The organism is Streptomyces sp. NPDC053755, assembly GCF_040677675.1.
In the GTDB taxonomy this organism is placed as follows: Bacteria; Actinomycetota; Actinomycetes; order Streptomycetales; family Streptomycetaceae; genus Streptomyces.
Genome location: NZ_JBFASK010000002.1, coordinates 1 through 13778 on the forward strand (window position 1 = coordinate 1; position 13778 = coordinate 13778).

The 13778-nt window shown below is 70.7% G+C and carries 5 protein-coding genes and 1 tRNA gene; 5 read left to right on the forward strand and 1 reads right to left on the reverse strand.

Annotation, left to right across the window (positions count from 1 at the left end; all coding sequences use genetic code 11):
- Positions 1 to 58 precede the first annotated feature (58 nt).
- Positions 59 to 134 (forward strand) — tRNA-Thr (locus AB0K65_RS02895).
- A 126-nt stretch (positions 135 to 260) separates the two neighbouring features.
- Here the strand turns inward: AB0K65_RS02895 and AB0K65_RS02900 are convergent.
- Positions 261 to 2912: a SpoIIE family protein phosphatase gene (locus AB0K65_RS02900; RefSeq protein WP_365713676.1), complete on the reverse strand. Its 2652-nt coding sequence runs from the start codon at positions 2910 to 2912 to the stop codon at positions 261 to 263.
- A 268-nt stretch (positions 2913 to 3180) separates the two neighbouring features.
- On the opposite strand from AB0K65_RS02900, the gene AB0K65_RS02905 reads away from it, so the two are divergent.
- The 4 genes from AB0K65_RS02905 to AB0K65_RS02920 all read left to right on the forward strand — a co-directional run bounded on the left by AB0K65_RS02905 (position 3181) and on the right by AB0K65_RS02920 (position 13769).
- Complete coding sequence (locus AB0K65_RS02905; RefSeq protein WP_365713678.1) at positions 3181 to 8670, forward strand: HAMP domain-containing protein; 5490 nt, start codon at positions 3181 to 3183, stop codon at positions 8668 to 8670.
- 285 nt (positions 8671 to 8955) lie between these two features.
- A complete protein-coding gene (locus tag AB0K65_RS02910; protein ID WP_046911767.1) occupies positions 8956 to 9630 on the forward strand; it encodes a response regulator in 675 nt (224 codons plus the stop codon).
- Between the two features lie 127 nt (positions 9631 to 9757).
- Complete coding sequence (locus AB0K65_RS02915) at positions 9758 to 12589, forward strand: DNA translocase FtsK (RefSeq protein WP_365713680.1); 2832 nt, start codon at positions 9758 to 9760, stop codon at positions 12587 to 12589.
- Between the two features lie 358 nt (positions 12590 to 12947).
- Positions 12948 to 13769 carry a RodZ domain-containing protein gene (locus AB0K65_RS02920; RefSeq protein WP_365713682.1) on the forward strand — a complete coding sequence of 274 codons (822 nt, stop codon included), beginning with the start codon at positions 12948 to 12950 and terminating at the stop codon, positions 13767 to 13769.
- Positions 13770 to 13778: the final 9 nt, after the last annotated feature.

Sequence of the window (13778 nt, forward strand, 5' to 3'; positions counted from 1 at the left end):
GCGCCGATGGTACTGCAGGGGGGACCCTGTGGGAGAGTAGGACGCCGCCGAACAACCCGCCCTTTTAGCTCAGTCGGTAGAGCGTCTCCATGGTAAGGAGAAGGTCAACGGTTCGATTCCGTTAAAGGGCTCCACAAGAAGAAGGCCCCCGCCATTCGGCGGGGGCCTTCTTTGTTTTGCGCGCCGGTTCCTCACGGCGTGTCCGCACATGAAACGGCCCGGCTGCCCTACGAGGGCGGCCGGGCCGGGGTGTGTCGCCGTCAGCCCTGGGCGATCGGCTCGGGGATGCGCATCGCCAGGATGGCCATGTCGTCGGACGCCGGCTCCTGGGCGAAGCGCTCGACCGCGCGCAGGATGCGGGCCGCGACGGCGCCGGCCGTCAGGCCCGTACAGGACTTCAGGACCTCCGCCAGGCCGTCGTCGCCGAGCATGCGGGTGCCCTCACGGCGTTCCGTCACGCCGTCCGTCACGCACAGCAGGACATCGCCCGGATCGAGCGTGATCGTCTGCTCGTACAGCTCCAGGTCGTCGATGACGCCCAGGAGCGGCTGGGGTTCGGCGGCGGGCAGGACCGTGCCGTCCTGGCGTAGCCGCAGGGGGAGCGGATGACCGGCACAGACCACCTTCAGGAGAGCCGAGCCGTCCTCCTGAGGCCAGATCTCGCCGTAGAGAAGGGTCAGGAAGCGGCTGCGGGCGCCCTCGTCGAGAATCGCCGCGTTCAGGCGCTCCAGGACGGCGGGGCCGCCGAACCCCTCGCGGGCCAGCAGGCGCAGAGCGTGCCGGGCCAGGCCCGTCACCGCCGCGGCCTCCGGGCCCGTACCGCAGACGTCGCCGATGGCGAAGCCGTAGGCGTTGTCCCGGATCGGGAAGAGGTCGTAGAAGTCGCCGCCCACTTCGTTGCCCTCGCCGGCCGCGCGGTAGATCACGTCGACCTCGACACCCGGGATGTCCGGGAGGCCCGGGGGCAGCAGGCTGCGCTGGAGGGACTGGCTGATCGCCATGCGCTCGCTGTAGAGCCGGGCGTTGTCCAGGGCGAGGGCCGCCCGGCGCGAGAGGTCCTCGGCGAGCTCCAGGATCTCCTGACGGAAATGGTCGTCGGAGGGCTTGCCCAGCGTCAGCATGCCGATGACGCGGTTACGGGCCACCAGCGGCAGGACGACCGTCTCCCCGCCGACGACGGCGGCGGTGGCCAGGGTCGCGTCGATGCCCGAGGACAACGGGCCCGATACTCCGTCCAGTTCGCGCATGGAGGTGGACAGTGCCGCCCGGTGGGCGGCCGCCGCGGGCGCGGCCCAGACCCGTGCGCCGGGGGTGGGCACCGGGTCCGGCGGGGTGATGGAGGTGAGCAGGGCCTTCAAGCCGTCGATGCGGTCCTCGTCCTCATGGAGGACGTACGAGAGATAGGGGTCCGACGACTGGTCGGCGATCGTGTAGACGGCGCACCAGGTGGCGAGGGTGGGGACGGTCATCTGGGCCATGAGCGCCAGCGTCTGGTCCCGGTCCAGGGTGCCGGCCAGCAGGTCGGAAGCCTCGACGAGGAAGCTGAGCGAGCCACGGCGCAGGCGTTCCAGCTCGCCGAGGCGGGCCGACTCGACGGCCAGGGCGATGCGGTCGGCGGCGAACTGCAGGCGTAGTGCCTCTTCGTTGGAATAGCGGTTCGCGCTCTCCGCGGCCACACCGAGCGAGCCGGTGAGACGGCCCTCGACCTTGAGGGGGACCGTCACCACCGAGCGCATGCCGGTGCCCTCCAGCAGGGGCACCGCGCCGGGGACGGCGGCCAGGTCCTCGTGGACGGCCGGCATCCGGGCGGAGCCGTAACGGCTGGCGCCGGTCTCCACCGGGACGCGGGCGAAGCGCTGACGGGCGGAAGGGAGGCCGGTCGTGGCCCGCACCTCCAGCTCCGTCTCGTCGTCCGTGGCGAGCAGGAGGAACGCGGAGTCGCCGTCGAGCATGTCGCGGGCGCGTTCCACCGTGCGCTGGAGGAGCCCGTCGAGGTCGTCGGGGGCGGGGGAGCCGATGAACACCTCGAAGGGGTCGGCTGAGCGGCTCTCGGCGCCGGCGTCGGAGACGGCGGAACGCTGCGGGGTCTGGAGGACCGCGCGCTCGTACTCCCGCACCAGGAGGCAGACGGTCGACGGCTCGCCCTCGGCGTCGCGGACGCGGAGGTGGGAGGCGTACACGGGGACGACGCGGCCGTCGGCGCAGCGGATGCCGTAGCTGCCCTCCCAGCGGGAGAGCTGGAGCGCCTCGACCAGGCCGGTGCCGATGCCGGGGGTGTGGGGCCAGGCGGCGAGGTCGCCGAGCGGTTTGCCCAGGACCTTCTCGGCGGTGTACCCGAAGAGCTGCTCGGCGTCCTCGTTCCAGGCGGTGACGGCGCCGCCGCGGTCGATCTGGGCGACGGCCACGCGTACGCGGCTCTCGGCGACGGGCAGGAGGGCGTCGGGGAGCACCGGGCCCGCCGAGCGGGTCCCGATGGGGCGCTCGGGCAGATCCAGCTGGAACCAGACGTTCTTCCGGGTCGGCGTGTACTCGACGCCCCAGCGGGTGGCCAGGGCCGCGCACAGGAGCAGGCCCCGGCCGTTCTCCCGGTCGGGATGGGCGACGCTGCGGCCGCTCTGGACGGGGATCTCGCGCTCGGGGTAGCGGTCGGCGACCTCGACGCGGACGCCGTCCTCGCTGCGCAGGCACAGGACGTCGGCGGCGGTGCCGGCGTGGATGACGGCGTTGGTGACGAGCTCGCTGGTGAGGACGACGGCGTCGTCGACGACCTCGGCGTACCCCCAGCCCTGCAGGGTGTCCCGGACGAAGGCTCGGGCGGTCGCGACGGACCGTCCGACCGGGTCGAAGGTGGCAGCCGCCCGCGCGGTGATCACAGAACTCCTCGTACGCGTTTCGACGCCCGGCTCTGCCATGGTCGGTGTGCCCCTCCCGCTCCCCGGTGGTGTTCTTCCCGCCGCCCCGCCCCCGCCGGGCGGACCGGGGCGGTTGGACAGCCGGATGCCAGGTTACTTACCTTCACTGTCCGGGCGGATGCCGGTCACCGCTGTTTCCGTCCCCCGAGGACGGGGACGTTATGCGAAGCTGCCGAACTGTTATGGCCTTGTTCGGCTGCGGTGAAACACTGGGCAGGCTTGTGGTGACGGCCCGGGCAAGACGGCCAACCCCTTCGGGAGGGACACGGTGGACTCTGGCACGGCGGCGCGGCGCGGCAGCGGCAGCGGCACGCGGGCGAAGGGCGGACGGTCCCGGAGCGGTGGGACGGTGCAGGTGGACGCGGCGGCGATGGAGCGGCTGCTCCAGGCTCTGGTGTCGATGCGGGACGGGAACTTCCGCAAGCGGCTGACCGTGTCCGGCGACGGTGTCATGGCGGAGATCTCCGCCGTGTTCAACGAGGTCGCCGACCGCCAGATGCATCTGACCGGGGAGCTGTCCCGGGTGCGCCGGATGGTGGGGCGCGAGGGCAAGCTGTCCGAGCGGCTGGAGGCGGGGGCCAGCGAGGGGGCCTGGGCCGCGGCGATCGAGGCCGCGAACGCGCTGGTCGACGACATGACGCGGCCGGTGTCCGAGGTGGGGCGGGTGCTGTCGGCGGTGGCCGAGGGCGACCTCGACCAGCGGATGGACCTGCGGTCGGACGGGCCGGACGGGGCGGCGCGGCCGCTGCGCGGGGAGTTCCTGAAGGTCGCGCGGACCGTGAACAATCTGGTCGACCAGTTGTCGGCGTTCACCGACGAGGTGACGCGGGTCGCTCTGGAGGTCGGCACCGAGGGGAAGCTGGGCGGTCAGGCCCAGGTGCGAGGGATGTCCGGTTCGTGGAAGGACCTCACGGATTCGGTCAACACGATGGCGTACCGCCTGACGGCTCAGGTGCGCGACATCGCTCTCGTGACGACGGCGGTCGCCAAGGGTGATCTGTCGCGGAAGGTCACGGCGCACGTGGCCGGCGAGATGCTGGAGCTGAAGAACACCGTCAACACGATGGTGGACCAGCTGTCCTCCTTCTCCTCGGAGGTGACCCGCGTCGCGCGGGAGGTCGGCACCGAGGGCGAGCTGGGCGGTCAGGCCGAGGTGGCCGGGGTCGCCGGTGTGTGGAAGGACCTCACCGATTCCGTCAACACGATGGCGGGAAATCTCACCAATCAGGTGAGGGGTATCGCCGAGGTCACCACGGCGGTCGCCAACGGCGACCTCTCGCAGAAGGTCACCGTGAGCGCCCGCGGCGAGGTCGCCCAGCTCGCGGACACCATCAACCAGATGACGGAGACGCTGCGGACGTTCGCCGACGAGGTGACGCGTGTCTCCGGCGAGGTCGGTGCGCAGGGTCTGCTGGGCGGTCAGGCGCAGGTGCCGGGTGCGGCGGGCACGTGGAAGGACCTGACCGATTCGGTCAACACGGTCTTCCGGAACATCACGACGCAGGTGCGTGACATCGCGCAGGTGACGACGGCGGTCGCCAACGGTGATCTGTCGCAGAAGGTCACCGTGAACGTGGCCGGCGAGATGCTGGAGCTGAAGAACACCGTCAACACGATGGTCGACCAGCTGTCCGCGTTCGGTTCCGAGGTGACCCGGGTGGCGCGGGAGGTCGGTGTCGAGGGTCTGCTGGGCGGTCAGGCCGAGGTGCCGGGTGCGGCGGGTACGTGGAAGGACCTGACCGATTCGGTGAACACGGCGTTCCGCAACCTGACGGGTCAGGTGCGGGACATCGCGCAGGTGACGACGGCGGTCGCCAACGGTGATCTGTCGCAGAAGGTCACCGTCGACGTCGCGGGCGAGATGCTGGAGCTGAAGAACACCGTCAACACGATGGTGTCGCAGCTGTCGTCCTTCGCCGACCAGGTGACGCGGATGGCGAGGGACGTGGGCACGGAGGGCCGGCTGGGCGGTCAGGCCCGGGTGGACGGCGTCTCCGGTACGTGGAAGGAGCTCACCGACTCCGTCAACTTCATGGCAGGCAACCTGACGTCCCAGGTGCGGCAGATCGCGCAGGTCACGACGGCCGTGGCGCGGGGTGACCTGTCGCAGAAGATCGACGTGGACGCGCGCGGGGAGATCCTGGAGCTGAAGAACACCATCAACACGATGGTGGACCAGCTGTCCGCGTTCGCGGAGCAGGTGACGCGGGTGGCCCGCGAGGTGGGTACGGACGGCCGGCTCGGCGGTCAGGCGCAGGTGCCGGGCGTCGCCGGGGTGTGGCGTGATCTGACCGACTCGGTGAACGGCATGGCCGGGAACCTCACCGCTCAGGTGCGCAACATCGCGCAGGTCGCCACGGCCGTGGCGCGGGGTGACCTGTCGCAGAAGATCGACGTGGACGCGCGGGGCGAGATCCTGGAGCTGAAGAACACCCTCAACACGATGGTGGACCAGCTCTCGAGCTTCGCGGAGCAGGTGACGCGGGTGGCCCGCGAGGTGGGCACGGAGGGCATCCTGGGCGGTCAGGCCGAGGTGCAGGGGGTCTCCGGCACCTGGAAGGACCTCACCCAGTCGGTGAACTTCATGGCGAACAACCTGACCTCGCAGGTGCGCAACATCGCCGAGGTGACCACGGCGGTGGCCAAGGGCGATCTGTCGAAGAAGATCACCGTCGACGCCAAGGGCGAGATCCTGGAGCTGGTGACGACCGTCAACACCATGGTCGACCAGCTGTCGAACTTCGCGGACGAGGTGACGCGAGTCGCCCGTGAGGTGGGTACGGAGGGCATCCTCGGCGGTCAGGCCCGGGTGCGCGGGGTCACGGGCATCTGGAAGGACCTGAGCGACAACGTCAACCTGATGGCCAACAACCTGACGAGTCAGGTGCGGAACATCTCCCGGGTCTCCTCCGCGGTCGCCAACGGCGACCTGACGAAGAAGGTGACGGTCGAGGCGCGCGGCGAGGTGGCCGAGCTGGCCGACACCGTGAACACGATGGTGACGACGCTGTCCTCCTTCGCGGACGAGGTGACGCGAGTCGCCCGCGAGGTGGGCACGGAAGGCGAGCTGGGCGGCCAGGCGCGGGTGCCGGGCGTGTCGGGCACGTGGAAGGACCTCACCGAGTCGGTGAACTCGATGGCGTCGAATCTGACGGGCCAGGTGCGGCAGATCGCCGCCGTCACCACCGCCATCGCCAAGGGCGATCTCACCAAGAAGATCGACATCGACGCGCGCGGTGAGATCCAGGAGCTGAAGAACACCATCAACACGATGGTCGACCAGCTGTCCTCGTTCGCCGAGGAGGTCACCCGGGTGGCCCGTGAGGTGGGCACGGAGGGCATCCTGGGCGGTCAGGCGCGGGTCCGGGACGTCGACGGGACCTGGCGCGACCTGACGGAGTCGGTGAACGAGATGGCCGGGAACCTGACCCGCCAGGTGCGCGCGATCGCGGCCGTCGCCACCGCGGTGACCCGCGGCGACCTGAACCTCAAGATCGACGGTGTGGACGCGGCGGGCGAGATCCAGGCCCTTCAGGACAACATCAACACCATGATCGCCAATCTGCGCGACACCACCCTCGCCAACGAGGAGCAGGACTGGCTCAAGGGCAACCTCGCCCGGATCTCCGGTCTGATGCAGGGGCGCCGGGACCTGGACGACGTCGCCTCCCTCATCATGAGCGAGCTGACCCCCGTCGTCTCGGCCCAGCACGGGGCGTTCTTCGTGGCGATGCCGACCGGCTCCGCGACGGCCAGCGCCGAACTCGGCGGGGAGGGCGAGGGCTCGTACGAGCTGCGCATGCGCGGCAGTTACGGATACTCCGCCGGCTCCATGCCGACCTCCTTCCGGCCGGGGGAGACCCTGATCGGGACGGCGGCCGAGGAGAAGCGGACGATCCAGGTCAATGTGCCGCCGGGCTATCTGAAGATCTCCTCCGGGCTCGGGGAGGCCGCCCCGGCGCATGTGATCGTGCTGCCGGTCCTCTTCGAGGGAAAGGTCCTCGGGGTGATCGAACTGGCCTCCTTCCAGCCGTTCACGCAGATCCAGCGGGACTTCCTCAACCAGCTCGCCGAGCTGATCGCGACGACCGTGAACACCATCAGCGTGAACACCAAGACCGAGGTGCTGCTCCAGCAGTCGCAGGAGCTGACCGAGCAGCTGAGGGAGCGCTCGGCGGAGCTGGAGCACCGGCAGAAGGAGCTCCAGGGCTCCAACGCGGAGCTGGAGGAGAAGGCGGAGCTGCTCGCCCGGCAGAACCGGGACATCGAGGTGAAGAACACCGAGATCGAGGAGGCGCGGCAGGTCCTGGAGGAGCGGGCCGAGCAGCTCGCCGTCTCGATGCGCTACAAGTCGGAGTTCCTCGCGAACATGTCGCACGAGCTGCGAACGCCGCTCAACTCCCTGCTGATCCTGGCCAAGCTCCTCGCCGACAACGCCGACGCCAACCTCTCGCCGAAGCAGGTGGAGTTCGCCGAGACGATCCACGGGGCCGGTTCCGACCTGCTCCAGCTGATCAACGACATCCTCGACCTGTCCAAGGTCGAGGCGGGCAAGATGGACGTCTCCCCGACCCGTATCGCGCTGGTGCAGCTCGTCGACTACGTGGAGGCGACGTTCCGGCCGCTGACCGCGGAGAAGGGGCTCGACTTCTCGGTGCGGGTCTCGCCCGAGCTCCCCGCGACGCTCCACACCGACGAGCAGCGCCTGCTCCAGGTGCTGCGCAACCTGCTGTCCAACGCGGTGAAGTTCACCGACACGGGCGCGGTGGAGCTGGTCATCAGGCCGGCCGGGACGGATGTGCCGCAGTCGATCCGCGAGCAGCTCCTGGAGGCGGGGTCGCTGCGCGACCCGGAGGCCGAGCTGATCGCGTTCTCGGTGACCGACACGGGCATCGGCATCGCGGCCGGAAAGATGCGCGTCATCTTCGAGGCGTTCAAGCAGGCGGACGGGACGACCAGCCGCAAGTACGGCGGTACGGGTCTCGGGCTCTCCATCAGCCGGGAGATCGCTCGGCTGCTCGGCGGTGAGATCTACGCGGCGAGCGAGCCGGGCCGCGGCTCGACGTTCACGCTGTACCTGCCGCTGAACCCCATGGAGCTGGCCGCGAACGGCTACGGGCAGGGCGAGGAGGACGAGCCGTCGGAGCAGCGCACGGGGTACGAGGACGGCGCCGACGGGCACGACGGGCGCTTCGAGTCGGCGCCGTCGCCCATGGCGGCCGACCTGCGCTCCGGGGCAGGGGCGCTGTTCCGGCACCGGCGCAAGGCGGTCCCGGCGGGGGCGGAGCGCCCGGCCCTGCCGGGCCGGGCCGGCAGGACCCAGGGCGACCAGCAGGCGGCGGACGAGCGCGCCGAGGCGGCGCCGCGCCGCACCTTCGCCTTCGGCGGCGAGAAGGTCCTGATCGTGGACGACGACATCCGCAACGTCTTCGCGCTGACCAGCGTCCTGGAGCAGCACGGCCTGGCGGTGCTGTACGCGGAGAACGGCCGCGAGGGCATCGAGGTCCTGGAACAGCACGACGACGTGACGGTCGTCCTGATGGACATCATGATGCCGGAGATGGACGGGTACGCGACCACGACCGCGATCCGGCGGATGCCGCAGTTCGCCGGGCTTCCGATCATCGCGCTCACGGCGAAGGCGATGAAGGGCGACCGGGAGAAGGCGATCGAGTGCGGCGCCTCCGACTACGTCACCAAGCCGGTCGACCCGGACCACCTGCTGTCGGTGATGGAGCAGTGGATGCGAGGGGAGTGACAGGGGTCTCCTCGCGGGGTCGCGAGGAGGTCCCGTCGTGCCGGCCGGCTGTCGCCACAGGCGTGTGAGGGGCCCGTATCCGGGGAACCTTCTGGTCTCCCACCACGTTTCTGCTACGTGCACAGTGACATCGTGGTGACAGGGTGTGGCGACAGGCGGGGTGCGGCTACCATGACCGGCACAAGGACGGACGGCGCAAGGGAGTCGTCTTCTGGGGCGGCGCCCGGTGCTTCCCCCGACTCGGCGAGTCGGGGAGAGCCCATGCCGGGGCGAGGAGGACGGGGCATGGTGCAGAAGGCCAAGATCCTCCTGGTCGATGACCGGCCGGAGAATCTGCTGGCGCTGGAGGCCATTCTCTCCGCGCTCGATCAGACGCTGGTGCGGGCATCGTCCGGGGAGGAAGCGCTCAAGGCGCTGTTGACCGACGACTTCGCGGTCATCCTGCTGGACGTCCAGATGCCCGGGATGGACGGCTTCGAGACGGCGGCGCACATCAAGCGGCGGGAGCGGACGCGGGACATCCCGATCATCTTCCTCACCGCCATCAACCACGGTCCCCACCACACCTTCCGGGGCTATGCGGCGGGCGCGGTCGACTACATCTCCAAGCCTTTCGACCCCTGGGTGCTGCGCGCCAAGGTCTCCGTCTTCGTCGAGCTGTACATGAAGAACTGCCAGCTGCGGGAGCAGGCCGCGCTCCTGCGTCTCCAGCTGGAGGGCGGCGGCCACGGAGGCCACGCGAAGGAGTCCGCGGGGCTGCTGGCCGAGCTGTCGGCCCGTCTCGCCGCGGTCGAGGAGCAGGCGGAGGCGCTGTCCAAGCAGCTCGACGACGACTCCGCCGACGCCGCGGCCGTGGCCACCGCCGCCCATCTGGAGCGCAAGCTCACGGGGTTGAGGCGCGCGCTCGACGCGCTGGAGCCGGGCACGGGCGGCGCGCCCACTCTCCCCGCCCAGAGCTGACGTACCGTCACCGCGGGGCTGCCGACCGTGAGCGGCCGTCAGTTTCATGCCACGGCAAGGGCGACACGAACGGGTGAGGCCGGACGCGCACGTGTCGCGAGCGGCTCACACCGGTAACCTCGGCATCATGGCCTCACGTACGTCCGGCAAGGGTTCCCAGGGCACGGCGGGCACCGCGAAGCCGCGCGCCGGCCGTACGCCTGGTGTCGCGAAGAAAGCGGTGCCCGCGAAGAGGGCCGCCGGTGCGGCGGCCAGGCCCCCCGCGAAGAAGACGGCGGCCAGGAAGGCCGCACCCGCCAAGCGCGCACCCGCGAAGAAGGCCGCGCCCAGGCCCGCTCCGTCGCCGACCGGGGGCGTGTACCGGCTCGTCCGCGGACTGTGGCTCGGCCTGGCGCACGGGGTCGGCGCGATGTTCCGGGGGATAGGGCGCGGTGCCAAGGGGCTCGACCCGGCCCATCGCAAGGACGGTCTGGCGCTGCTGCTCCTCGGACTCGCGCTGATCGTCGCGGCCGGGACCTGGTCCCGCCTGCGCGGCCCGGTCGGGGACCTGGTCGAGATGCTGGTCACCGGCGCGTTCGGACGGCTCGACCTGCTCGTCCCGCTGCTGGTCGGCGCCATCGGCATCCGGCTCATCCTCTATCCGGAGAAGCCGGAGGCCAACGGCCGTATCGTCATCGGCCTCTCCGCCCTCGTCATCGGCGTGCTCGGTCAGGTCCACATCGCCTGCGGCTCGCCGGGCAGGGGCGACGGGACCGAGGCCATGCAGGACGCCGGCGGTCTGATCGGCTGGGCCGCTTCCAAGCCGCTCGTCTTCATGATGGGCGAGGTCCTCGCCGTACCGATGCTCGTCCTGCTCACCGTCTTCGGGCTGCTCGTCGTCACCGCGACCCCCGTCAACGCCATCCCGCAGCGGCTGCGCGCCCTCGGCGCCCGGCTCGGGATCGTCGAGCCGGCCTACGACCCCGCGATCGTGGAGGAGGACGAGGCGTACGACGGGACCTGGGGCGAGCCGGTGCCGGCGCGGGCGCGGCGCAGGGCTTCCGGACCCGCGGAGGTGTACGACGCCGACCGTGCCGAGGAGGAGGCGCTCACCCGGCGCCGGAGCCCCCGCCGCTCCTCCGCGCGGCCCGCCCTCGACCGGCCCCTGGACGCCGTGGACGTCGCGGCGGCCGCCGCCGCCGCACTCGACGGGGCCGTGCTCAACGGCATGCCGCCCTCCCCGCTGGTCGCTGATCTGACCCGGGACGTCACCGCCGAGCGGGCCGCCGCGGTGGCGGACTCCGCCGCACAGGCGCCCGCCGCCCCCGCCGAGCCGCCGGCCGTTCCGGCCCGTCCCGCGGTGCCGCCGGCCGCCCCGGTGCCCACCGCACGCGGCGCGAAGCCTGAGGCCGGGCGCCGGACCGGGGCCGTACCGGACCTCACCAAGCCCGCGCCCGAGCACACCGAGCTGCCGGCCCGTGCCGAGCAGCTGCAGCTCGCCGGGGACATCACCTACGCGCTGCCGTCGATGGACCTCCTGACGCGCGGCGGCCCCGGCAAGACGCGCAGCGCGGCCAACGACGCCGTGGTGGAGTCGCTCTCCACCGTCTTCAGCGAGTTCAAGGTCGACGCGGCCGTCACCGGGTTCACCCGCGGTCCGACGGTCACGCGCTACGAGGTCGAGCTCGGCCCCGCCGTGAAGGTCGAGAAGATCACGGCGCTCACCAAGAACATCGCGTACGCCGTGGCCAGCCCGGACGTCCGGATCATCTCGCCGATCCCGGGCAAGTCGGCCGTCGGCATCGAGATCCCCAACAGCGACCGCGAGATGGTCAACCTCGGCGACGTCCTGCGCCTCGCGGACGCGGCGGGCGACGACCATCCGATGCTGGTGGCGCTCGGCAAGGACGTCGAGGGCGGCTACGTGATGGCCAACCTGGCGAAGATGCCGCACATCCTGGTCGCCGGAGCCACCGGCTCCGGCAAGTCCTCGTGCATCAACTGCCTCATCACCTCGGTGATGATAAGAGCGACCCCCGAGGACGTGCGGATGGTCCTGGTCGACCCCAAGCGGGTCGAACTCACCGCGTACGAGGGCATCCCGCACCTGATCACGCCGATCATCACCAACCCCAAGCGGGCCGCCGAGGCGCTCCAGTGGGTGGTGCGCGAGATGGACCTGCGCTACGACGACCTGGCCGCGTTCGGCTTCCGGCACATCGACGACTTCAACGAGGCCATCCGCAACGGCAAGGTCAAGCTGCCCGAGGGCAGCGAGCGGGAGCTGAGCCCCTACCCGTACCTGCTGGTGATCGTGGACGAGCTGGCCGACCTGATGATGGTCGCGCCCCGGGACGTCGAGGACGCCATCGTCCGCATCACCCAGTTGGCCCGGGCCGCCGGCATCCATCTGGTCCTGGCCACCCAGCGTCCGTCCGTGGACGTCGTCACCGGTCTGATCAAGGCGAACGTGCCCTCGCGGCTCGCCTTCGCCACCTCGTCCCTCGCCGACAGCCGGGTCATCCTCGACCAGCCGGGCGCGGAGAAACTCATCGGCAAGGGTGACGGCCTCTTCCTGCCGATGGGCGCGAACAAGCCCGTCCGCATGCAGGGCGCCTTCGTCACCGAGGACGAGGTCGCGGTCGTCGTCCAGCACTGCAAGGACCAGATGGCGCCGGTCTTCCGGGACGACGTCACCGTCGGCACCAAGCAGAAGAAGGAGATCGACGAGGACATCGGCGACGACCTCGACCTGCTGTGCCAGGCGGCCGAGCTGGTGGTCTCCACCCAGTTCGGCTCGACGTCGATGCTCCAGCGCAAGCTCCGCGTCGGGTTCGCGAAGGCCGGGCGGCTGATGGATCTGATGGAGTCGCGGAACATCGTCGGGCCGAGCGAGGGCTCCAAGGCGCGGGACGTGCTCGTCAAGCCGGACGAGCTGGACGGAGTACTCGCCGTCATCCGCGGGGAGTCGGCGGAGTGACCGCGCGGGAGCGGCGCGCTGACGGTGCGGTGACGCTGGGGGAGGCTCTCGGGCGCAGCGCCCGGGAGCCGTGGAGCGCGCCGCGCGGGAGCACCGAGCGGGCCGTGCGGAGGCTGCGGTACGCCGTGCGGGGCACCGCCGGTTCACCCGTGCGGCCGGAACGAGACCTGGCCGAGACTCACTCGTAAGGGAAGGGCGGGCAACCGTTTCCCTTGGTCGTACGTCAAGTTGGAGACAAGGACAGAACGATGTCCCAGCCTCATGGCGTACAAACCGAGTCCGCCCGGTTGCCCCACCCTTTCGTACCACCCATAGACTGAACATCCAGCAGGTGGCTACACGCTCGAAAGGCGCTCTCGTGTCCATCGGCAACTCCCCCGAAGACGACCGGAACGTCCCGGCAGACGACCGGGATTCGATCGGTCGCGTTCTCCAGCAGGGCCGCGTCGCCGCCGGCCTCACCGTCGAAGACGTCAGTGCCTCCACCCGTGTCCGGATTCCGATCGTGCACGCGATCGAGGAGGACGACTTCTCGCGCTGTGGCGGCGACGTCTACGCCCGCGGGCACATCCGCACGCTCGCGCGCGCCGTCGGGCTCGATCCGGCGCCGCTCGTCGACCAGTACGACGCCGAGCACGGCGGCCGTCCCGCGCCGACCCCCGCCGCACCGCTCTTCGAGGCGGAACGCATCCGCCCCGAGCCGCGCCGTCCCAACTGGACCGCCGCCATGGTCGCGGCGATCGTGGCCGTCGTCGGCTTCGCCGGCTTCACCATGTTCAGCGGGAACGACGCTTCCAGCGGCTCCGGCACGGTGGCGGAAGGCCCCGCCCCCGTGAAGAACCCCGTCAAGCCCAAGCCGACCAAGCCCGCCGACCCCAAGCCCGTGCCCTCCGAGAGCGCCATCGCGGCGGTCCCGAAGGACAAGGTCACGGTCAAGCTGACCGCGACCGACGACAAGAGCTGGATCTCCGCCAAGGCCCACGACGGCAAGCTGCTCTTCGACGGGCTGCTGCTCAAGGGCGACTCCAAGACCTTCCAGGACGACGAGCGCATCGACCTGATCCTCGGCAACGCCGGACCCATCGAGCTCTACGTGAACGGCAAGAAGGTCGCGCAGAAGTTCGAATCCGGGCAGGTCGAGCGGCTCTCGTACACCAAGGGCGACCCCGAGGCCGGCTGATCGCGCCGG

What these genes read in the sequence shown, in the direction of transcription:
- AB0K65_RS02900 (WP_365713676.1), bottom strand. Translation starts at nt 2,912, where the DNA reads ATGGCAGAGCCGGGCGTCGAAACGCGTACGAGGAGTTCTGTGATCACC.
- AB0K65_RS02910 (WP_046911767.1), top strand. Translation starts at nt 8,956, where the DNA reads ATGGTGCAGAAGGCCAAGATCCTCCTGGTCGATGACCGGCCGGAGAAT.
- AB0K65_RS02915 (WP_365713680.1), top strand. Translation starts at nt 9,758, where the DNA reads ATGGCCTCACGTACGTCCGGCAAGGGTTCCCAGGGCACGGCGGGCACC.